We start from the raw sequence: 22,614 nt of genomic DNA, 5'->3' as shown, positions 1-22,614 counted from the left end.
TTTGTTATGAATAAGCATTTAAGGGCAGTATGCATGGATATTGAAAAAGGACAGGAGCTTGACAGGAGCCTGCCGGTTTTTATCAACCAGCTTATTAACCTTTACAGTCAATATGCGGAGGTTAAATTTACCATACATTACTATACCTTTTATGAGTATTATACGGAGACCTTTCCGAATGGATGGGAAGAGGATGGTCTCTTAGAGGAATTTAACCTGCTGCTGAAGGAATATTTTCTGGGCGGAGAGGCCGGAAGCAAGACGGAGGAGGGAATCGCCAGATTACATACCCTCCGTAACAGCTGCATTCAGAAAATGCAGGTTCTTACAGCCTATACGGATATTTTTCAGGTATATGAATATGTCCTGAACCGTATTGAACACAGATTCAAGGAGGCGGAGAAAGAACCTTCTGCGGAAGAGTTTGTACAAAGTGCCATGGCTTATATTTTTGATACTCAGGATAATGTGGTGGTCAACGGTAAAATCAAAGAGGTGCTGGGACAGCTTCCCATAAGAATGACAAAACAGAGATATTTCGAACTGCTAAAGAGCAGTATTTCCCTTTATAAGGACGGGGATAAAAGTGCTCTTGACAGCTTTCTCTATATGATTAAGACCTGTTCCATGCTCTATGGTACGGAGGAAATGAAGGAATATCCTTATCTTCTTAACCTGAGAAAGGAATTTGCAGGTGAGAAATACAAGGAAATTACAAAAGAGCGTTACGAAGAGCTTACAAAGCTCTTAGAAGTATCTGCCGTATATATTAATACAAGAGTGGATTTTTACTTTGGCTTGCAGGAATGTATCAATGACCTGTATGTCATGCTGTTATCCTCTCCTTATATTTATATGGAAGGCGGATATAAGCTTGAGAATTTAAAGGGAGAAATGAAGTATCTGATTCTCCCTCAGGATATGGATAAATTAAGGGATATCATAGGTGGGGTAAACAATAAATTCCTTGCCAGAGGAGTTGAACCCCTCGGCGAGGAAATGGAGGAGAAGCTGTCCTATACGGAAGGAAAACAGGAGACATTGATAGAAGAATTAAGTAAGCTTGAGGCTTATCTTCCGGAAGTTAAAGGACGGTATGGGGACCTTATTGAAGGCCTGATGCTTGGACCGGTATTTAACAGCGTGCTGTTATCGGAAAAGCTTCTTTCCAGCAGCTTATTTATTGACCTGGAGAAGGCGGACAAGGAAGAGAAAGTACAGGAAGAGGATATCACAAAAACCCAGGAAGAGGTATTAAACGAGCTATCCAGTCTCTTTTCAGAAAGTGAGAGGGCGGTAACAAGGGCAATTATGGCAAATACCCTGTCAAAGCTCCCGGTATTCTTTAAGAACCAGTCTGAAATGAAAGAATATATAGAAAGCAGCCTGGAGCAATGCCAGGACCAGGCCGAAAAGACTGCCTGTATTCATATTATACAGTCATTTTTTGATAATTAGTCTGTATTTTTCCATTCCATCTGTGGTATAATGTACACGTCAGGCGAAATATTCCAATAAAAACCAGTGAGTGTTTAAGGGGAATAAAGAGAATAAGATTTGATATTGAGGAAGAGGACGTTATGATAAGATGGGCGGACAAGCTCTATTTGGGAGAAAGCATTGAAAGCAGAAAGAAAAAGGTTATGAAGTCCGTGGAAAACGGAAAGCTGACCTTTGCGGTTTTTTGCATCACCTATGCTTCCAATCCCGATAATCTGCTGGATATAATAGATGCCAACGAGCTGAGTTTTCCTTATTATCAAAAAAAGGAAATGTATATTATCGGGCTTGCCGGTTCCAAAAGCGAAGCAAGAGAGCTGGTTCGAGGCATGATGGAAGAAATATACAGGGAGACCGGTGGCTTTTTAGTAAGGGAATATTTTTAACTTTTAAGTGCCAATAGAGTTTTTACAGGAGGATCCGGGAATCTATGATCCACATTGTTTTCATAGTTTTAAAAATAATAGGTATAATTCTTGCTTCTGTACTGGGATTACTTATTGCACTTATTTTAATTGCATTGTTTGTGCCCATTCGTTATAAGCTGAATGCAGAATATGAAGAGGATTTCAAGGCAGCGGCAAGATTTACATGGCTTCTAAGAATAGTGAGCTTTACGGCGGAATACGGCAGAGAAGATATAGAAATTTCGGATGTTACTGAAATTCTGGAAGAAGAAAGTGATCTCCAGGGGAATTTCCGAATGAGATTAAAAATTTTTGGGAAAATATTATTTGACAGCTCGAAAAAGGAAGAAGAGAAAGAAGAAAAAGCTTCCGAAAAAAAGAAAAGAGTGTTTTCTCTAAGAGGCAAAAAGGGCCGGGAATCCGGGAAAAGGACAGAGAACGGTGAACTGTCCCTGGCAAAAGGAAAAAAAGAGAAAACGAAGGCTAAGAGAAAAGCAGAAGAGGGACAGCTGTCCATACCTGAAGCGAAGGCTATAACGGAACCGGAGACAGCCCCAATGACAGATGCTGTCCTGCAGGCCGAAAAGAGAAAAGAGGCTGACCTGACAGCTGACATAAAAGCAGCTCCGGATATCCACACAATAGAAAAATCAGTATCCATCAATACGGAAGAGAAATCAGAATCCATTAAAAGGGCAGAAGCTGTGAGGATAACAAAAGCGGCAGCCGAAGCAGTTCCCGGTATGGAGAACAACGAAAAGGCCAGGGAAAAAGAGCAGCAGGTCCTTCAGGAGGAGATATCTGTTGATGTGAAAGAACCTGATGGCTCCACGGAAGGAAGCTTTCGTTTTATAAGAAAAATCGGAAGACGGATAAAAAATCTGTGGAATAAACTGAAAGCCTTCTTTGAAAGTGTGAAGGAAAAAGTAAAAAATCTCAGTCTTAGCCTTTCTAATATCTATGATAAATATAATTTGATTAAAAGGTTTTTTCAGAATGAAACAAATAAGCTTGGACTAAAATATGGATTTGAGAGAATAAAGGGCTTGCTGAAGCATATGGGGCCAAGGAAAGTCAAGGCTTATATCGAATTCGGAACAGGAGATCCCTGCTCAACGGGGCAGCTTCTGGGTGTGGCAGCCGCCTTTATGGGAATATACAAAGATTCCGTACAGATAATACCTGATTTTGAAAATGAGGTATTAAAGGGAAACTTCTATTGCAAAGGAAGAATACGCGGAATTATTCTACTTATACTTGGAATTAAAGTAATTCGAAACCGTGATATAAGGGCTCTCATTAAAAACTTTCAAACCTTGAAGGAGGAATTCTAATGGCAGATAACAACTTTAATAACACCGTAGAGTCATTGTTTAAAGGAATGGATAATTTTATTACTACAAAAACTGTTGTGGGTGATGCAGTAAAATTTGAGGATGGAACGGTCATCCTGCCCCTGGTAGATGTAAGCTTTGGCGTTGCTGCCGGTGCATTTGCAAAGGATACCAGTAAAAGTAATGCAGGCGGCGGTATGGGCGGAAAGATAACCCCAAGCGCAGTACTGGTGATTCAGAACGGTTCTGCCCGCCTTGTAAATGTAAAGAATCAGGATAGTGTCACAAAGTTACTGGATATGGTACCGGATGTACTGAATAAGTTCAAGAAGGATAAGGCGGAAAAGCCGGAGGATGTATCCGATAAGGTGGATGAAGCTTTAAAAAGACAGTCAGGCCAAAGTGAATAATTAATATATTATAAAATTTCTCTTGCAATATGCCGGTTCATCTGTTAAAATGGTTTTGTTTGCAGGTCGAAAGACTTAGATTATACCTAGGGAGGTGCTTTTAATGGCTAAATGTGCAATTTGTGAAAAAAGTGCTCACTTTGGAAATGCTGTGAGTCATTCTCATAGAAGATCAAATAAGATGTGGAAGGCAAATGTGAAGTCTGTTAAGATTCTGGTTAACGGTGCAGCAAAGAAAACTTATGTATGTACTTCATGTCTTAGATCAGGTAAAGTGGAACGTGCATAATTATTTATAATCAAGGCCATCGGTAACACGATGGTCCTGATTTTTTGTGCGAAGATACATAATGGCATTGAAGAATAAGCCTGCTGTTGAAACAGCGGGCTTATTTTTCGTCTATTATTATGCCTGGCGGAAGTTAGCAGGCAAATAAATTATATCCAAGGATAAGAAGAAGGATAATAATCAATATGGCAAGCACTCCGTTTGTGATAAACAGCATAATTGTCATACCGATAGCTATCCAGAAAAGGATAAAACCAATCATTCTTTTCATAGGCAGACCTCATTTTCAGTAAAGTAAGAAATTAAAGTGGTAAATAATGTCAGATAGTTTCTTATTAAACAATATATGCAGATTATTTTTTCTTACTATTAAAATGGGCTTATAAATGGAAAAATTTATGGAATACTATAAAAGAGCATACATAATGCCTTATGAATAAAATTAGTATTCCATTTTCTATAAAAAAAGGTTATAATAGAAAGGAATGGAAACCTAGAGACGTTAATAATACCGCCTTTACCTTGCGCGTAGATTCGTCATAGTTAATATTAATAGAATGGAGGATTCCTATGAAGGGACACATGAATACAAAAATTGGTGAAGTATCGATAGATAACGATGTGCTGGCCAAATATGCAGGTTCATCAGCGGTTGAGTGTTTTGGCGTTGTGGGCATGGCATCGGTCAATATGAAAGACGGCCTTGTTAAACTTCTTATGCGGGAAAGTCTGAAGCATGGTGTGAACATTTTGCTGGAAGATAATAAAATAATTATTGATTTGCATATCATTGTTGCATATGGAGTAAGTATCTCGGCTGTAGCAGAGAACTTAATCAGTAATGTCAAGTATAAGGTAGAAGAATTTACCGGTATGGAAGTCACTAAAATTAATATTTTTGTCGAAGGCGTAAGAGTCATTGACTAGCAGAAGAATTACTGTTAAGGAGGAATAGATTTGTGGTTATAAATACTATAGATGCTGGTATGCTCCGGAAGATGTTTTTATCGGGAGCAAAAAGCATTGAATCCAAAAAAGAATATATTAATGAATTGAATGTTTTTCCTGTACCGGACGGTGATACAGGTACTAATATGACACTAACTATTATGTCAGCGGCCCGTGAAGTGAACCAGATGGAAAATCCCACCATGGAGGGGCTCTCAAAAGCAATATCAGGCGGTTCCCTGAGAGGAGCCAGAGGAAATTCAGGCGTTATTCTTTCCCAGCTTTTAAGAGGCTTCTGTAAGGAAATTAAGGAATACCAGGTACTGGATACCCTGGCTTTATCCGCTGCTTTCCAAAAAGCTGTGGAAACCGCATATAAGGCTGTAATGAAGCCCAAGGAAGGAACAATCCTTACCGTTGCAAGAGGCGGTGCGGAAAAGGCGGCAAGCCTTGCTGCCGAGACAAAGGATCTTGTCTATTTCTGTTATGAGATAATAAAGCACATGGAGGAAGTACTGGAACAGACACCTGATCTTTTACCTGTGCTGAAGGAAGCTGGCGTGGTAGACTCCGGCGGCCAGGGACTTCTCGAAATCGTAAAAGGAGCTTATGATGCACTTCTTGGCAAAGAAGTGGATTTTGACCGCGTTCAGGAAGGAAGCAGTATTCCTAATGGAACGGAAGGAGCAAAGACTGCCCAGGGAGGTCAATCCGGAACAGCAGTGAACAGAGAGAATATTGATACGGCAAATATTAAATTCGGTTACTGTACGGAATTTATTATTATGCTGGAGAAGGAATATAACGAAAAAACGGATTCACAATTTAAAGCCTATCTGGAATCTATCGGTGATTCCCTTGTAGTAGTATCTGATGATGACATTGTCAAGGTTCATGTACATACGAATGACCCTGGACTTGCCATTCAGAAAGCGTTGACCTTTGGTTCACTTTCCAGAATGAAGATTGACAACATGAGGGAAGAGCATCATGAAAGACTGATTAAGGATGCTGAAAATCTTGCCAGACAGCAGGCAGAGGAAAAGAAAGCAAAAGAACAGGTAAAGGAAAAGCCGAAAAAGGATGTAGGGTTCATTTCCGTATCCATAGGAGAAGGAATCAATGAAATCTTTAAAGGGCTGGGAGTGGATTATATCATAGCCGGAGGGCAGACCATGAATCCCAGTACGGAAGATATGCTGAATGCTATTGAGGAAGTAAATGCGGATACTATTTTTATCCTGCCCAATAACAGTAATATCATTCTGGCGGCTAATCAGGCTAAAGAGCTTACTCAGGATAAGAATATCGTAGTCATTCCTACAAAGACTGTTCCTCAGGGAATTACGGCCATAATCAATTATGTGCACGATAAGACCGCAGAGGAAAACGAAGCCAGAATGACTGCTGAGATGAAAAAGGTTAAGAGCGGTCAGGTTACCTATGCAGTCAGGGATACCAATATAGACGGTAAGGAAATCAAGCAGGGCAACATCATGGGACTGGATGAGAAGACCATACTTTCCGTAGGCTCTGATATCGGAGAAACGACCTATGAACTGGTATGCGGCCTTACGGATGAGGATTCTGAACTAATCAGTTTATATTACGGAGAAGAGATAACAGAGGATACTGCCAATGCTCTGGCGGAACGCGTCAGAGAAAAGTTCCCTGAGACAGAGGTTGAAATCCATTATGGCGGCCAGCCGATTTATTATTACGTTCTGTCAGTAGAATAGATTGAATAGATAAAATAAGGTTCTTGAAGCTGGAGGAGAAAGGCTGTGCAGTCACTCTTATTAGCGGAGAGGACCTTTTTATGACTCTGCTTCCCGGCAGGAAAGAGGTTATCATGAAGGAATTAAAGCTTACAGATTCTGTAACAGAGGTAAAGGGCATAGGTGCAAAAACAGAAAAAGCGCTGAATAAATTACTTATTTTTACCGTATCGGATTTGGTCAGACATTATCCAAGAGGGTATGATACCTATGAGCCGCCGGTTCCCATAACTTCCGTAAAGGAGGGGGAAAAGGCAGCCATAGAAGCCTCCATTATCACCTCGCCCCTTGTAAAGCAGGTAAGAAATTTAAAGATTATCACTATCCGGGTGAAGGATGTAAGCGGAAGCCTGAGTCTTAGCTGGTTCAATATGCCCTTTTTAAAGAACAGGCTTATGTCAGGCTATCATTATATCTTCCGGGGAAAAGCTGCGCGTAAGAATGGGGCGCTGGTAATTGAGCAGCCGGAAATCTACACCAGAGAGGAATACCAAAGAAAAATGAATATTCTTCAGCCCATTTACCCTCTGACAGAAGGAATTACCAATAATCTTCTGACAAAAGCAATAAAAACAGCTATGGGAGAGGCAGAGATGGCGGAGGATTACCTTCCCAAAGCTGTTATAAAAGAATATAAGCTGATGAACAGTAAGAATGCCCTTTTGGAACTGCATTTTCCAAAGGATAAGGAGCTGCTTGCCCAGGCAAGAAGGCGGCTTGTTTTTGATGAATTCTTCCAGTTCACCCTGGCGTTGTCTTATCTTAAGGAAAGCAAAAAAAGCTGGAAGAACAACTTTGTGCTGGAGGACAGGCAGGGCTGCGGAGATTACGAAAACAGTCTTCCCTATGATTTAACAGGAGCCCAGAGAAGGGCCTGGGAAGAAATCAGGAAGGACATGAAGTCAGAGCATACCATGAACCGATTGGTTCAGGGAGATGTGGGTTCCGGAAAGACGGTCCTTGCGGCTCTATCCTTACTGTTAACTGCATTGAACGGCTATCAGGGATGTCTGATGGTGCCAACGGAAGTCCTTGCCCAGCAGCACTATGAGACAATCAGTGATGCTTTTCTGGAGTTTGGGATTCAGACAGTCCTGCTTACCGGTTCCATGACGGCAGCCGCTAAAAGAGGGGTATATGAAAGAATAAAAAAAGGAGAGGTGCAGATTATTATAGGAACCCATGCACTTATTCAGGAAAAGGTGGAGTACCGGAAGCTTGCCCTTGTTGTAACGGATGAACAGCACCGTTTTGGAGTAAGGCAAAGGGAGATGCTCTCCGGTAAGGGAGAGCATCCCCATGTCCTGGTTATGAGCGCCACTCCAATTCCGAGAACCCTGGCAATCATACTCTATGGAGATCTGGATATTTCCCTGGTAGACGAACTTCCGGCAGGAAGACTTCCGATTAAAAACTGTGTGGTTGATACCGGATACCGGAGTACTGCCTACCGTTTTATTGGAAAGCAGCTGGAGGAAGGTCGCCAGGCTTATGTTATCTGCCCCATGGTGGAGGAAAGCGAAGTAATAGAGGCGGAAAATGTAATAGAATACACGGAAAAGCTAAAGGAAGCACTGCCCTTTGCCCATGTGGAATATCTCCACGGTAAAATGAAGCCTCAGGAAAAGAATGATATAATGGAGCGGTTTTCTAAAGGAGAAATACAGGTGCTGGTCTCAACCACGGTAGTGGAGGTCGGTGTAAACGTTCCCAATGCCACCGTTATGATGATTGAAAATGCAGAACGTTTTGGCCTGGCACAGCTTCACCAGTTAAGGGGCAGAGTCGGAAGAGGGAAGTATCAATCCTACTGTATACTGGTGTGCGGCAGGGAGGGGAAGGATATCAGGAAGCGGCTTGAAATCATGAACCAGTCCAACGACGGCTTTTATATTGCCGGAGAAGATTTAAAGCTGAGAGGCCCGGGAGATATGTTCGGCATACGTCAAAGTGGTGAGATGGAATTTAAGCTGGGAGATATCTATCAGGATGCAAAGGTGCTGATGGAGGCCAATGAGGCGGCAAAGAAGCTGACAAAAGAAGAGCTTGAGGCTATCTTTTTGAAATCGCCGGAGCTTAAATTGAAAATCGTGGAATTTAAGGGTGGGACTTTATAATTATTTTACGAAGCTGTTTTACTTTTCTCTTTTTATTTTAATTTGTATATTGTATAATATTTCTAACATTTACCTGTACAGAATGGAAAGCAGCAGGGAGGGCATATGCAAAGCAGTTATTCTAAGGAAACCCTATACTGTATCGGACATGAGAATTATGATAAATTAAATGACCTATCCCTCGTACTATCGGAGGAAGGTTATTGGGAGACCCCTGAAAGCGTCATCCATAAAAGCGTTGAAGACATGCTTGCCCTCTATGTTCAGGCCCTGTGTGTGTCACTCAGTCTGTTCTGCAAGACTTATCACAGGGAAGACATGGAGTTTATCCTGGATATTACAAAGACTGACATCCTTGGCATAGAAAAGGAAAATATATCCTTTGAAGGCATCAGGGAAGCTGCGGACAGGATTGTGAATTCACCGCCCATCCTTCTTCAGCTGTGCAATTTATATGATCTGGAGAAGAAGGATTGCATGGCGGCGACTTTTATGGATGCCCTGTTTAACATACTTCTTGCCCTGACAGACCTTTGCCAGGCAAGAAACAGGGATACGGCTTCCTATCTTATGGCATATTATAAAAAGGTGAATGTTTTTTATAACAGCGGAGATACCTATATTTACCGTATGGGCGAAAGGGAGGTTTTCCGGAAGATCAACAGTGAGGAATTCAGCACAACGCCCTTATTTTTAAAGACCTCCCATAGAATGGCAGGGGAAGACAGAACGCATAATGACAGGGGCGGCTCAAAAGAGAGCCATACGCCTAAGAGCCAAAAAAGTGCCGTGGCAGAAAAGCAGGAGCTGACAGCTGGTAGTGCACACACTGACGCTGAGACCGAAAAGGATGGTTTAAAGGAACTGCTGTCGGAACTGGATGCTTTGATAGGACTTGATGAGGTAAAGAAGGAAATCAATTCTTTGATTAACCTGATTAAAGTAAAGAAAATCAGAGAAGAATACGGTATGCCTGCCATGAATATATCCTATCACATGGTATATACGGGGAATCCAGGAACCGGAAAGACAACAGTGGCAAGGCTTGTAGCAGCCATCTATAAAGAGCTTGGAATCTTAAGCAAGGGAAACCTGGTAGAGACTGACAGAAGCGGCCTTGTGGCAGGCTATGTCGGGCAAACAGCCCTTAAGGTCAAGGAAGTGGTAGAAGAAGCCTTAGGTGGAGTATTGTTTATTGACGAAGCCTACTCTTTGGCAGGAGATAACCTTTCCGGGGATTTCGGAAAGGAAGCGGTGGACGCCCTGGTGAAGCTTATGGAAGATAACAGGGATAATCTGGTGGTCATCGTTGCGGGATATAAGGAGGAAATGAAATCCTTCTTAAAGTCCAACACAGGACTTATCTCGAGGTTTAACCGTTTTATTGAATTTCCGGATTATACGGCGAAGGAATTGACAGAGATTCTTTTGAGCATGGCCGGAAAGGCCGGCCTTACGGTAGAAGAGGAGGCCATAGAGCACATAACGGAGTATTTAGCTGCTATGGATGCAGAGAAAACAAAGGAATTTGGCAACGCCAGAGGAATACGTAATATATTTGAAAAGATACTGATAAACCAGGCAAACCGTCTGGCTGTCCTGGACAAGCCTACAAAGGAGCAGGTAGCCGTAATTAATCTTTTGGACGTAGTGTGAAAATTAAAAAGCAATTTTCACACAAGTGCCTGCGAAATCCTCGGCCCAATCTTGCGGCGCGTTGGGAAGGCATGGTTGTTAATGTGAAAATTAAAAAGCAATTTTCACACAAGTGCCTGCGAAATCCTCGGCTCAATCTTGCGGCGCGTTGGGAAGGCATGGGTGTTAGTGTGAAAATTAAAAAGCAATTTTCACACAAGTGCCTGTGAAATCCTCGGCTCAATATTGCGGCGCGTACTGGGAAGGCATGGTTGTTAGTGTATAAATAAGGAAAATTAAAGGAGAAGCGTATGAGGTATAAATACGTCGTAGTAGGAGCAGGGCTGGCAGGTCTGACAGCCGCTGAGCGAATAGCAGAAGTGCTGGATGAAGAGGTTCTGGTAATTGAGAAGCGAAACCATATTGGAGGAAATGTATATGATTCCTATAATGAAGAAGGTATCCTGATCCACAATTACGGACCCCATATTTTTCATACAAATGATAAGGAAGTTTATGATTATTTAAGCCAGTTTACTCCCTGGTACCATTTCTGGCACAGGGTCCTGACTTATGTGGACGGGAATCTGATACCCATGCCCATTACGGTTGAGACAATCAATAAGATGTATAACCTGAATTTAAGCTGCTTTGAGGTGGAGGAATTTTTGGCGAAGCAGGCTGTGTCTGTGGATGAAATCCGCACCAGCAAGGATGTGGCGCTTAGCAAGGTTGGAGAAGACATCTATAAGAAAATATTTGAGAATTACACAAGAAAGCAGTGGGGAGTTGACCCGGCTGAGCTGGATACCGCTGTTATTTCAAGAATTCCTATCAGGGCAAACAGGGATACCAGGTATTTTAGCGACAAATATCAGGGAATGCCCAAATATGGCTACACAAAGCTGTGTGAAAACATGACCCGGAATAAGAAAATAAAGATATTATTGAATACGGATTATAAAGAAATTATCAGGGACTTGGAATATGATAAATTAATCTATACCGGCCCGACGGATTATTTCTATGATTATAAACATGGGAAGATGGCTTACAGAAGCCTTGAATTTCAGTTTGAGACCTATTCCAGGGAAGAATATCAGGAAGCGCCGGTGGTCAACTATCCCAATGACTACGACTTTACAAGAATTACGGAATTCAAAAAACTTACAGGACAGGAACATAAAAAAACCACTATTTTAAAAGAATTCCCCACCAGCGAGGGCGAGCCTTATTATCCTTTCCCTACTAAAGAATACCAGCAGCAGTTTAAGCTTTACCAGGCAGAGATTGAAAAGGAAGAGAAGGTTGTTTTCCTTGGAAGGCTTGCGGAGTATCGTTATTATAATATGGACGGTGTGGTAAGGCGTGTATTGAATGCCTTCAAAGGAGGTTTTCGTGGATAAACTGTATATCATCATACCAGCTTATAACGAAGAAGAGAATATAGAAAGGGTCCTTAATGAATGGTATCAGGTAGCAGAAAAGGCAGGAAATGGCAGTAGACTGGTTATCATCGATGATGGCAGCAAGGATGGAACCTTTCAGATGATGCAGAAGGCTGCTGAGGGCAAAGAGGCTTTTATTCCTCTTACCAAGCCAAACGGCGGACATGGTGCCACCATTCTTTACGGTTATCATTATGCCATAAAGGAAGGCGCAGATTATATCTTTCAGACAGATTCGGACGGACAGACCTTACCGTCGGAATTCTGGGAGTTCTGGGAGAACAGGAAAAAGTACGATATGATTATCGGACACCGCAAGGGCAGACAGGATGGGTTTTCAAGAGTATTTGTAACTAAGACCTTAAAGTTTGTGCTGCAGCTGGTGTTCCATGTGTCCGTGAAGGATGCCAATACTCCCTTCCGCCTGATGGAAAGTAAGGTTTTGGAAGAAAATATAAAGCTTATACCGAAAAATTATAATTTATCCAATGTGATAATATCGGTGATATATGCGAAAAAGCAGAAAAAGGTTAAATATATTCCCATCACCTTCCGTCCAAGGCAGGGAGGAGTAAATTCTATTAATATGAAGAAAATATTCCGTATCGGCAAACAGGCACTTAAGGACTTCTCAGCTATTAATAAATATATTGGCTGACAAAAATTCTGATGGGAAGGACAGGCATGCAATGGATTCAAAACATACCGGGATAGGAAATATCCTTAAAATAACGATTACAATAATCTTGATATTGGCTGTATTCCTGGCCGGGTTTTTCCTGCTGGGAAAGGATTTTACCCCATTTTTTAAATGGTGGTTCGTACTTCTGCTGTTAGGTGGGGCATTTATGCCTGTCACCGGAATTATTTTTGACGGCTTTCACGATAAAGGGTATTTATTTTCTAAAACTATAGGAATTGCTGTTGCAGGATATTTTGTATGGCTGCTATCGTCTATGAGAATCCTGAAGTTTACATCGTTATCCTGTGTGGTAATAGCTGCTCTTTTGCTGGCGGCCAATGTTTATGTGCTAACAAGATGGAAGAAAAAAGGTATTTCCTTTGGCAAAGAAAATATAAAAGCAGTTCTTACCGAGGAGCTTTTATTTCTTCTGTTTTTCCTTGTATGGACCTATATCAGAGGCTTTAAGCCGGAAGCCAGCGGTACTGAGAAGTTTATGGATTTTGGGTTTATGGCAGCTATGATGAGGGCGGATTATATGCCGCCAAAGGATATGTGGTTTGCCGGCGGCACCATTAATTATTATTACGTTGGACAGTTTCTGGCAACCTTTTTAACAAAGCTGTCCTTTGTCAGAGCCAACGAAGGGTATAATCTCATGCTGATGACTCTGGCAGCTTTTGGATTTGTACTTCCCTATGCCATTGCTTACAATGTGACCCTGCAATATTTAAAGGATAAGGCATCCTTTAGCAGATGGAAAGCCCCCTTTGCCGGAATACTATCCGGTGCGGGCGTATCCCTTGCCGGAAATATTCATTTTGTGATTTTTTACTGGGTAGTTCCGGGCCTCAGGTCCTTCCTTGGAATTACGGGAGATTTTAAGAACTACTGGTTTCCCAATTCCACCAGGTACATTGGCTACAATCCGGATACCCATGATAAAACAATCCATGAGTTTCCAAGCTACTCCTTTGTGCTGGGTGACCTGCATGCACATGTATTAAATATCATGCTGGTGCTTACTGTAACAGCCGCACTCTTTGCCTGGCTTTTAAAGCGCAGGAAGCTGATGGAGGAAGGCTGCGGACCGGATAAGAAGCCAAAGCTGTTAACGGAGGTTATCAATCCTTATATTATATTAATCGGGTTTTTTATCGGAGTGTTCCATACCACGAATTTCTGGGATTATCCTATTTATTTTGTGGTCTCGGGTGCCATAATCTTATTCTTTAACCTGGTGTTCTATGATTTTAAGAGGAGAGCGTATGCCGTGACGGCTCTGCAGGGAGCGGCTGTTTTGATAATTTCCGAAATAACAGCGCTTCCCTTTACTTTGAATTTTGACCAGATATCGACGGAAATCAATCTGGCTGAAACACACACGCCGATTTATCAATTGATAATCCTATGGGGATTACCGGTTTCTATTGTACTGGCTCTGCTGATCGAGCTGATAATGCTTCAAAGAAGAAGGGACAGGGAGCTCAAAGCACAAATTTCTTATGAAAACGATGCTTCCTTAACTGACAGGGAGGAAAAGGCTTATACAGGTTTAAAAGGCTTTTTGAAAAATCTTACAATATCGGAGCTGTTTGCCGTAACCATTGGTTTATGTGCCATCGGACTTGTCTTGATTCCGGAGGTCATCTATATAAAGGACATCTATACCGGGGATTATAAAAGAGCCAATACCATGTTTAAACTGACCTATCAGGCATTTATCCTCTTTGGTACCGCCAGTGGTTTTATTTTTACAAAATTTATTCATAAACCCGCCTTTACCTGGCAGAAGAAATTTACGGTTATTACCCTGATTCTCTTCCTGTGTACCCTGTGGTACAGTGAGGTGTCCGTTAAGGCCTGGTATGGGAATATCTTTGAAACAAAGAATTATAAAGGACTGGATGCAGTTGCCTTTATGGAAAAAAACATGCCGGATGATTACGAGACAGTTAAGTGGCTTAATAAGAATGTAACCGGCACTCCGGTTGTTCTGGAAGCAAATGGGGACAGTTATTCCGATAACGAACGGATATCCATGGCAACTGGACTTCCCACGGTTCTTGGCTGGTATGTGCACGAATGGCTCTGGCGGGGAGATACCGGTGTATTAAATGAGAGAATAGAAGATATAAAGACCCTGTATACCACTGATGATGCCGGAGCAGCAAAGGATATTATTAAGAAATACCATATTCAATATGTCTATGTCGGCAAGCTGGAGCAGGATAAATACCCTGAAATGAAGCTGGACTTTGTAAAGAGCCTTGGCTCGGTTGTTCTTGAGTACCCGGAAAGAGACGATAAAAATTATGAATCTTTTCTAATAAAAGTTTCGGAGTAAGAGCAAATTTTAAAATTATTTTGCAGCATTTAGGCAGGATGCGGCCGCAGAAATATTAAAATAAAAATAATTTTAAACTACGTTTTATAATTAATGGGTTTATAATTAAGGCATTAAATTCAAACTTGAATAATTTACCTGAGTATTTCAGAATTTACGGAACATAATAATAGTGTAACAAACAACAACAAAGATTATTTGAAGCCGCAAAAAAGCGAAGCGACAAATAAGAAAATGGAGGAGTTTATTATGGCAAGTAGAAACAGAGCAGAAGTACCTCAGGCAAAAGAAGCCTTAAACAAATTTAAGTATGAAGTAGCCGGTGAAATCGGTGTACCTTTAAAACAGGGTTATAACGGAGATTTAACTTCCTACCAGAACGGCAGCGTTGGTGGTATGATGGTTAAAAAGATGATAGCCGAGCAGGAAAAGAGAATGTCAGGTCAGCAGTAATATAGAGGGTAGGAAGAAGGGCTCTAAGCCAATTGGCTTAGGACCCTTCTTCTTTTGATAACATATGCCTCTACCAATAATTGGTTTTTTAATTGATTTATTGAAAATTTTATAATTATGGAGTAGAATAACAGGGTAAAGATGTCCTAGGAAACTTGTACTAGGAGGTAAAATTGGGTTGACAAAACAATATAATAATATAAAATATTAATAGATATTTTAGTGGATTCTAGCGCTTTCTGTTTTACAATTCTATAATTTGAAAACGAAGTGCTTGTTACAGGAGTTTATATGAGAGTTATTGCAGGAAAAGCCAAAAGAATACTGTTAAGAACTGTAGAAGGACTGGAAACAAGGCCGACCACGGACAGAATCAAAGAGACACTGTTTAATATGGTAAATAACAGGCTGGCTGACTGCGACTTTTTGGACTTGTTCAGCGGAAGCGGTGCCATAGGGATTGAAGCCTTAAGCAGAGGCGCCAATTCTGCCGTCTTTGTAGAAAATAATAAAAATGCCATGGAATGCATAAGGCATAACCTAAATGTCACAAAGCTTGCCGATAAAGGGCAATTGCTCTTAATGGATGCGGTTTCTGCCATCCGTGCTCTTGAGGTGCAGGGAAAGGTATTTGATATTATTTTTATGGATCCTCCCTATAATCACCTTTATGAGCAGCAGGTGTTAAATGCACTGAAAAATTCAGGGATTGTATATTGTGATACCCTCATAGTAGTAGAAGCATCCAAAGAGACAGACTTTGATTATTTAAAAGAATCACCCTTTCAAATTACAAAAGAAAAAGTTTATAAGACCAATAAGCATATATTTATAGAACCGGCACAGCTTGGAAAGGGGATATTATGAGAATTGGGATATATCCGGGCAGCTTTGATCCGGTTACATTGGGGCACATAGATATCATCAACCGTGCATCCAGATTAGTGGATACCTTAATTATAGGTGTTTTAAAAAACAGCAGCAAGTCACCCTTATTTACTACAAAAGAACGCATCGATTTCTTGAGAACAGCAACAGGGAATTTAGACAACGTGCAGATTGAAGAGTATCAAGGACTGTTAGTGGACTATGCCAGAGAGAAAGAGGCAAATGTAATATTCAGAGGATTAAGGGCGGTAACGGATTTCGAATATGAACTACAGCTGGCACAGACGAACCATATATTGAATCCGGTTGTGGATACGGTATTTCTTACGACCAGCGTGGAATATGCTTATTTAAGCTCCAGTACGGTAAAAGAAATAGCCAGCTATGGAGGCAATATTGAGAAATTTGTTCCGGCTCCCATTGTTCAGTCTATTTACGATAAATATCAAGAATTAAGGAGAGTATAGAATGGGTGCTAGTAGAATAGAACAATTAATTGAAGATATCTACGAGTTCGTAGAAAGCTGCAGGATGCAGCCTTTGTCATCCACAAAGGTAATTGTTCCCAAGGATGAATTATATGATTTATTGGATGAATTACGGCTTCGGACACCGGATGAGATTAAAAGATACCAGAAAATAATTGCAAATAGAGATGCCATTATTGCAGATGCAGAAGAAAAAGCCGCTGCTATCCTGGCAGAAGCAGGAGAGAGAGCCAATTCGCTGCTGGAAGAAAGTGAAATCATGCAGCAGGCATATTATCAGGCGGATGCCCTGGTAAAGAAAGCAGAGGAAGAGGCAGCAGGCATTGTAAATGAAGCCAATGGAGATGCTCTGCAGATCCGTCAGGGTGCCTTATCTTATACAGCCGATATGCTGACAGATGCAGAGCAGGTGCTTGAGAATGCTTACCAGAGCAGTAAGTCCAAATACGACAGCCTTTTAAATACCCTAAAAGGGAATCTGGAGATAATCGCCAGCAATAAAAGAGAACTGGTCAATGATAATTACGGGCAGGCAAATGCAGAGGTACAAAGCTCCATACAGGAAGCGGCACAGACCAGGGAAGGTGTAACGCAGGAGGAATTCGAAGAATTCGGCTTTGATGAAGATACTTTCCTGAATGGAATTAATTAAGTGAAATATACATAAACAGCTGCCATTATAAGAGCAACAATCATATGCAGCAGCTTTTGAAACATATATGTATGAATGGATAGCCTTGTATTGCTGATTACGCTATTGGTTTGTGCCATGCCGGACAAGCCCCCGAATGCCGTAATCATTGTAATCAGGGCTATTTTCATATCCATGGAAAGGGCGGAGGTACTGATTTTGTTTATTCCCGTCGTAATCTCTAAGAATCCCAGAATCAGCAGTTTAAATAAGCCATTATGGGAGCCTATATCTGAAAAAATCTGTGCGGATATGGAAAAAAGAATAACATAGCCTCCCACACGGGTTATAATATCAAAGGCATCCATTATACTTTTATCCACTTTTTTAAAGTCAAAGCGGCTGCCGGTATCCACCGGTGCCGGGTTTTCCGAAGAAAGGCTTAAGGCTGATACTTTCCTTTTACTGCCTGTTAAGGCTTTCCATAGCAGTGCGGAAACCAGGGCGGAGGAATAGAGGATTAAGAGCAGGATTAAGCGGATATCCGGCTTGTTAAGCTGTGTAAGGGAGATATAGCTCATAATGAACATGGGGCTGGCATTGTTGCAGAGGCCCAGGAGGTATTGCCCCTCCGAAGCGGAGAGTTCGCCCCGTTCCATCATATCCGCCGTTGTTTTTGCACCTACCGGGATTCCTGAGAGGAATCCGATAAGCACCGGATAGCACCCGTTTTTTGATACCCGGAAGATTCGGTGGAATACCGGATATAGTATCCGGCTCAAGGGGGCAGTAATCCGCATATAAACGATTAAATTTGATAATATCATAAAGGGCAGCAAGGTCGGAAGCAGGGTGTTGAACCAAAGCAGCAGTCCCTTCTTGGCTCCCTGATAGGAAGAAGCCGGAAAGGCAAGTATCAATGCAAGAAAGAGCAGTACTCCTGCTTTGGGCAGGTTTTTTTTATTCATATATTTATGAAGCATGGTATGATGTTAGATGCGAATCTACCTCCTTTAGTATTACTATAATCTATTTTAGGAAGAGGCTGTATATACCTTAAAAGCAAATCATTTATTATCTCAAAAACAGGTATAATTTTACAGCCATAGTATGGTATAATAAGGTTACTTGGACTAAGATATATAAGGAAAGGACAAAAATTTATGGAACAGGTCAAATTAAAAAAGCGTAGTGAAATGGATTCAAAGTATAAATGGTCCATAGAGGATTTATTTGCAAATGATGAGTTATGGAAAGAAGAATATATCAGAACAAAAGAAGAGATAGAGAAAGTAAAGGCCTATCAGGGAAAGCTCTGCCAGTCAGGTAAGCTGCTCTATGATTTTTTAAAGCTTCAGGATGATTTATCCTATCACCTGCAGAGAGTATATGTATATGCCAATCAGAAATATCATGAAGACACCGGCAATAGTATCTATCAGGGATTTTCCGAGCAGGCTGGGAATCTGATCGTGGCATATGAATCAGCGGTATCCTTTGCAAATGCGGAAATCTTATCCATGCCAGAGGAAGTACTGTTTAACTTTGTTAAGAATACCGCCGGACTTTCCGAATATGAATTTGCCCTGAATGAAATTCTCCGGAATAAGCCCTATACTTTAAGCGGTGAGATGGAGGAGCTTTTAGCTCTGGCAGGAGATATGGCATCCTCACCTAAAACCATATTTTCCATGTTTAATAATGCCGATATCAAGTTTCCGTCTATCAGGGATGAAAATGGAGAGCTGAGGGAAATTACCCATGGCAGTTTTATTCTGTTTCTGGAAAGCCCTGACAGAAGGGTTAGAAAAGAAGCCTTTCAGAGTCTTTATGCCACCTATATGAAAAATAAGAATACACTGGCAGCCGTCTATAGTGCCAATGTGAAGAAGGAAGCTTTTTATGCCAAGGCAAGAAAATTCCCTTCTACCATGGCAATGAAATTATATAACAGCAACATACCCGTGGAGGTATATAAAAATCTCATCGAAACGGTCCATGAAAAGATGTCCCTTATGCACCGCTACGTGGCTTTAAGAAAGAAGCTCATGGAGCTTGAGGAGCTTCATGTATATGATTTATATACCCCTATCGTAAAGGATGTGGATATCAAATATTCCTTTGAAGAAGCAAAAGAGCTTGTCATAAAAGGCCTTGCTCCCCTTGGTGAAAAGTACAGGGAGGTACTGCTGGAGGGCTTCAGGGACAGATGGATTGATGTATATGAAAACCAGGGGAAGAGGAGCGGTGCTTATTCCTGGGGAGCCTATGGAACACATCCTTATGTCCTGTTAAATTATAACAACAGCCTGGATAATGTATTTACGCTGGCTCATGAGATGGGGCATGCAATGCACAGCTATTACTCCAATAAAACCCAGCCCATAATCTATGCTGATTACAAGATTTTTGTGGCAGAGGTGGCTTCCACCTGTAATGAAGCCCTGCTGATGGAATATATGCTGTCCCGCACCGATGATAAAAAGCAGAAGGCATACCTGATCAATCATTTTCTGGAGCAGTTCCGCACGACTCTTTACCGCCAGACGATGTTTGCGGAATTTGAGATGCTGACTCATGAAAAGACCCAAAGAGGAGAAGCTTTGACGGCGGAAACCTTAAGTGCCCAGTACAGAGAGCTGGTAAGGCAGTATTATGGAGAAGAGCTTGCCCTGGATGAGGAGATTTCCTTTGAGTGGTCCAGGATACCGCATTTTTATACTCCTTTTTATGTTTACCAGTATGCGACAGGTTATTCTGCGGCGATTGCCCTCTCAAGAAAGATATTAAAAGAAGGAGAAAGTGCGGTAGAGGATTATATTGGAAAATTCCTTTCAGGCGGAAACTCCGATTACCCTATTGAACTCTTAAAAAAGGCCGGAGTTGACATGGGCAGCAAGGAGCCTGTAAGGCAGGCACTTGATTTGTTTGAGGAGCTTCTTGATGAGATGGAAGGCTTAATGGCATAAATTATTTAAACTATTATTTAAGACATAATTAATAACAGGGAATCGTCCGGCAGAAATTAATCCTGCAGGACGATTCCCTGTTTATATTCACTCTTTGGCAGTATGCCGAATTTGTTGTACACCACTTCGTTATAAAGGGCGGTGGAGCAGAGCTCTTCATTTAACATGGATTGGGCTGTCTTTGAAAGCTTATTGGCAGTACCGCCTACCTTTGTTATCAGGGGCAGCTTGCTTTTCTTTGCCATTGTGCGTAAAAGTGGTGAGGAGGTCCTCTTAATTCCAAGGATTCTTCCATACTGGGCATAACCGTTGGCCTTATACTGCTTCATGGAATCCTCCGTTATATTAAGAAGGATATGAAGAAGAGAGCGGTTTATGCGGGTGAGTGTCCATTGCCTTGATTTCATTGCTTTGGCAGCTTCAACATAGCTGAAGCCCGGCTCCATCAGGCCCTTGATTCTGTTAGCCAGGTCCGGGGTCACATCCAGATATTTTGTAAGGGAGGCACTTGTTTCAGCCATTAGCTTATACTGGAGCAAAAGGGAGAAATCCTCTTCAAAGACCGGCCAGGTTTTGTTATAGGTACTGCTAAGTAATGGAAAGACCTCCTTTGGAACATGATTTATGAGGTCAGTTATGGGCGTTTTATTTCTGACAGCCCGCCTAATGGCAGTAGCACTGCTAATGACGGAATCGACTCCTTCATTTAGGGCTTCCTTATGGTAACCGGAAGCTATCCTGGGAATGGTCACTGGTATAATCCTGCTGTTCAGTGAGGTAAGGGCTTTTATATATTCCATGCCAAGAATATTATTGGGAGAAGAAAAGATGGAAATATCCGCTTGGGGCATAAACATTCTTAAAGCTTCCATCCTGGCCTGGGGAAAGGTCTTACCTGCCTTCAGGGATTCATTCAATATTTTTTTGAATAAGGGCGGTTCCGTTAACAGGATGTCGGAGGCTTCTTTCAGAGTATCAATTTTGCCGCACTCACTTCCAAAGCACAGGTAGTCTATGACACCTATATTTTCCAGGATGGAGACAGCTCCCATGGAAAAATATTCGGCGCTTGCACTGGAAAAGCAGACGGGAAGCTCCAGCACCAGATCGGCACCGCAGGCCAGGGCCATCTTTGCTCTGGTGTATTTATCCAGAAGGGCCGGGGCCCCTCTTTGTACATAATTGCCGCTCATAACAACAACACAATAGTCAGCGCCTGTCAGGCTTCTGGCTTCCGTTATATGATGATAGTGGCCATTGTGAAAGGGATTGTATTCGGTTATTAATCCTACAACTTTCATTGCATCCTCCATGCATAGCATAATAAATACTATAGAGGAAAAAGGGGAAGATGTAAAGGAGCGAATACCGGTAAGAGGAAATTTTGCATTGTATACAGAAAAAAATGGAAGCCCGGCAGCAAAAAGGGATGTATTTTCACAGAGTAATTGATATAATAGAGCTGATAACTGTTAGGGGGGATTATATGATTAGAATTGCATTATGCGATGATGAACTGGACGAGCTCAGCATATTGGAAAATGTCATAAAGCAATATGAAGAAGAAAGAAATCTTTCATTCAGGATTTCTTCCTTTCGGAACGGGGAGGAGCTCATAACAGGCTGGGAGAACTTTGATATCGTTTTTCTGGATATCCGGATGGGAGGAATGGACGGTATGGAGGCTGCCAAAAATATCCGAAAGAAGGATAAGCAGGTAGAAATTATCTTCATCACCAGTCATATCGGGCTGACGAAGGAGGCATTATCCGTGCATGCCTTTGAGTATCTTGAGAAACCGGTCAGGACGGAAACCATTTATCAGCAGCTGGATGAGGTGCTGGAGAAAATTTCTCAGAACAAGCAGATTTATACAAAAAGAAAAGATATGGTAGAAATCAATACCGGCAAAAGTACAATCCGCTTTGCAGTGGATGATATTTATTACTTTGAAAGAAATGACCGCAAAATACGTGCGGTTACAAAAAGGGGAAATTATGTAGTGAACGAAACCATATCATCACTGGAACAAAAGCTAAAAGCTTATGATTTTGTTATGCCCCATCAGAGCTTTGTAGTCAATATAAATCATATGCAGGATTATTTTAAAGATGAAATAGTAATGACAAATAATGATATCATACCTGTTGCCCAGAAGAGGTCCTCGGAATTTAAAAGGGTAATGAGAGATTTTTTGCAAAGACAGATGGATAATAACTTATAAAAAGGTGTGAAAATTAAAAAGCAATTTTTATTTAATGTAAAATTCAATGATGGAAAGGTGCCATGT

The 22,614-nt window shown here is 41.5% G+C and carries 21 protein-coding genes; 18 read left to right on the top strand and 3 right to left on the bottom strand.

What is annotated here, in order from left to right:
* Positions 1-6 precede the first annotated feature (6 nt).
* The 5 genes from BUB77_RS07730 (at position 7) to rpmB (ending at position 3,940) form a co-directional block, all read left to right on the top strand.
* Positions 7-1,458 carry a hypothetical protein gene (locus BUB77_RS07730; protein WP_073274468.1) on the top strand — a complete coding sequence of 484 codons (1,452 nt, stop codon included), beginning with the start codon at positions 7-9 and terminating at the stop codon, positions 1,456-1,458.
* A 122-nt stretch (positions 1,459-1,580) separates the two neighbouring features.
* Positions 1,581-1,886, top strand: a complete 306-nt coding sequence (locus tag BUB77_RS07725) for a hypothetical protein (protein WP_073274466.1) — start codon at positions 1,581-1,583, stop codon at positions 1,884-1,886.
* A gap of 44 nt (positions 1,887-1,930) precedes the next feature.
* Positions 1,931-3,241, top strand: coding sequence for a DUF2953 domain-containing protein (locus BUB77_RS07720; RefSeq protein WP_073274464.1), 1,311 nt, complete (start codon positions 1,931-1,933; stop codon positions 3,239-3,241).
* On the top strand, positions 3,241-3,651 hold the full coding sequence (locus BUB77_RS07715) for a GerW family sporulation protein (RefSeq protein ID WP_073274462.1): 411 nt from the start codon (positions 3,241-3,243) through the stop codon (positions 3,649-3,651). Before BUB77_RS07720 ends, BUB77_RS07715 begins: the two co-directional genes overlap by 1 nt.
* Before the next feature lie 103 nt (positions 3,652-3,754).
* Positions 3,755-3,940 carry a 50S ribosomal protein L28 gene (gene rpmB / locus BUB77_RS07710; RefSeq protein WP_033166847.1) on the top strand — a complete coding sequence of 62 codons (186 nt, stop codon included), beginning with the start codon at positions 3,755-3,757 and terminating at the stop codon, positions 3,938-3,940.
* Positions 3,941-4,073: 133 nt separating this feature from the next.
* On the opposite strand, the gene BUB77_RS29835 is transcribed toward rpmB, so the two are convergent.
* Entirely contained in the window at positions 4,074-4,211 is a 138-nt protein-coding gene (locus tag BUB77_RS29835; protein WP_170866610.1) for a hypothetical protein, read from the bottom strand.
* A 299-nt stretch (positions 4,212-4,510) separates the two neighbouring features.
* On the opposite strand from BUB77_RS29835, the gene BUB77_RS07705 reads away from it, so the two are divergent.
* The 11 genes from BUB77_RS07705 to BUB77_RS07650 all read left to right on the top strand — a co-directional run bounded on the left by BUB77_RS07705 (position 4,511) and on the right by BUB77_RS07650 (position 17,376).
* A complete protein-coding gene (locus BUB77_RS07705; protein ID WP_073274460.1) occupies positions 4,511-4,867 on the top strand; it encodes an Asp23/Gls24 family envelope stress response protein in 357 nt (118 codons plus the stop codon).
* 32 nt (positions 4,868-4,899) lie between these two features.
* Positions 4,900-6,627 carry a DAK2 domain-containing protein gene (locus BUB77_RS07700; protein ID WP_073274458.1) on the top strand — a complete coding sequence of 576 codons (1,728 nt, stop codon included), beginning with the start codon at positions 4,900-4,902 and terminating at the stop codon, positions 6,625-6,627.
* An 80-nt stretch (positions 6,628-6,707) separates the two neighbouring features.
* Positions 6,708-8,783, top strand: coding sequence for an ATP-dependent DNA helicase RecG (recG, locus tag BUB77_RS07695; protein WP_242962417.1), 2,076 nt, complete (start codon positions 6,708-6,710; stop codon positions 8,781-8,783).
* Between the two features lie 105 nt (positions 8,784-8,888).
* Positions 8,889-10,439, top strand: coding sequence for an AAA family ATPase (locus BUB77_RS07690; RefSeq protein ID WP_073274456.1), 1,551 nt, complete (start codon positions 8,889-8,891; stop codon positions 10,437-10,439).
* Between the two features lie 290 nt (positions 10,440-10,729).
* Positions 10,730-11,824, top strand: a complete 1,095-nt coding sequence (glf, locus tag BUB77_RS07680; RefSeq protein ID WP_073274453.1) for a UDP-galactopyranose mutase — start codon at positions 10,730-10,732, stop codon at positions 11,822-11,824.
* Positions 11,817-12,524: a glycosyltransferase family 2 protein gene (locus BUB77_RS07675; RefSeq protein ID WP_242962415.1), complete on the top strand. Its 708-nt coding sequence runs from the start codon at positions 11,817-11,819 to the stop codon at positions 12,522-12,524. Before glf ends, BUB77_RS07675 begins: the two co-directional genes overlap by 8 nt.
* A 31-nt stretch (positions 12,525-12,555) precedes the next feature.
* Positions 12,556-14,895 (top strand): DUF2298 domain-containing protein, encoded by a 2,340-nt coding sequence (locus BUB77_RS07670; RefSeq protein WP_073274620.1) that lies wholly within the window; start codon positions 12,556-12,558, stop codon positions 14,893-14,895.
* A gap of 249 nt (positions 14,896-15,144) precedes the next feature.
* The gene (locus tag BUB77_RS07665; RefSeq protein ID WP_084123985.1) at positions 15,145-15,348 is read left to right on the top strand and encodes an alpha/beta-type small acid-soluble spore protein; all 204 of its coding nucleotides are present in this window, start codon (positions 15,145-15,147) and stop codon (positions 15,346-15,348) included.
* 291 nt (positions 15,349-15,639) lie between these two features.
* The gene (rsmD, locus tag BUB77_RS07660) at positions 15,640-16,215 is read left to right on the top strand and encodes a 16S rRNA (guanine(966)-N(2))-methyltransferase RsmD (protein ID WP_073274449.1); all 576 of its coding nucleotides are present in this window, start codon (positions 15,640-15,642) and stop codon (positions 16,213-16,215) included.
* The gene (gene coaD / locus BUB77_RS07655) at positions 16,212-16,703 is read left to right on the top strand and encodes a pantetheine-phosphate adenylyltransferase (protein ID WP_073274447.1); all 492 of its coding nucleotides are present in this window, start codon (positions 16,212-16,214) and stop codon (positions 16,701-16,703) included. Before rsmD ends, coaD begins: the two co-directional genes overlap by 4 nt.
* Before the next feature lies 1 nt (position 16,704).
* A complete protein-coding gene (locus tag BUB77_RS07650) occupies positions 16,705-17,376 on the top strand; it encodes a FliH/SctL family protein (protein WP_073274445.1) in 672 nt (223 codons plus the stop codon).
* On the opposite strand, the gene BUB77_RS07645 is transcribed toward BUB77_RS07650, so the two are convergent.
* A complete protein-coding gene (locus BUB77_RS07645; RefSeq protein WP_139241132.1) occupies positions 17,373-18,323 on the bottom strand; it encodes a transporter in 951 nt (316 codons plus the stop codon). The two genes, BUB77_RS07650 and BUB77_RS07645, sit on opposite strands and share 4 nt — an antisense overlap.
* Positions 18,324-18,518: 195 nt before the next feature.
* On the opposite strand from BUB77_RS07645, the gene pepF reads away from it, so the two are divergent.
* Positions 18,519-20,324: an oligoendopeptidase F gene (pepF, locus tag BUB77_RS07640; protein ID WP_073274444.1), complete on the top strand. Its 1,806-nt coding sequence runs from the start codon at positions 18,519-18,521 to the stop codon at positions 20,322-20,324.
* Between the two features lie 56 nt (positions 20,325-20,380).
* Here the strand turns inward: pepF and BUB77_RS07635 are convergent, their stop codons facing one another.
* Positions 20,381-21,625, bottom strand: coding sequence for a nucleotidyltransferase (locus BUB77_RS07635; protein WP_073274442.1), 1,245 nt, complete (start codon positions 21,623-21,625; stop codon positions 20,381-20,383).
* A gap of 185 nt (positions 21,626-21,810) precedes the next feature.
* Here BUB77_RS07635 and BUB77_RS07630 point away from each other — a divergent pair, with 185 nt between their 5' ends.
* Positions 21,811-22,548 (top strand): LytR/AlgR family response regulator transcription factor, encoded by a 738-nt coding sequence (locus BUB77_RS07630; protein WP_170866609.1) that lies wholly within the window; start codon positions 21,811-21,813, stop codon positions 22,546-22,548.
* The last annotated feature ends 66 nt before the right edge of the window (positions 22,549-22,614 follow it).

Origin of the sequence: Anaerocolumna jejuensis DSM 15929, assembly GCF_900142215.1 — a bacterium.
Classification (GTDB): domain Bacteria; phylum Bacillota; class Clostridia; order Lachnospirales; family Lachnospiraceae; genus Anaerocolumna; species Anaerocolumna jejuensis.
The sequence above is the reverse complement of the archived record's forward strand: the minus strand, read 5'-3'. Positions and strand labels throughout refer to the sequence as shown.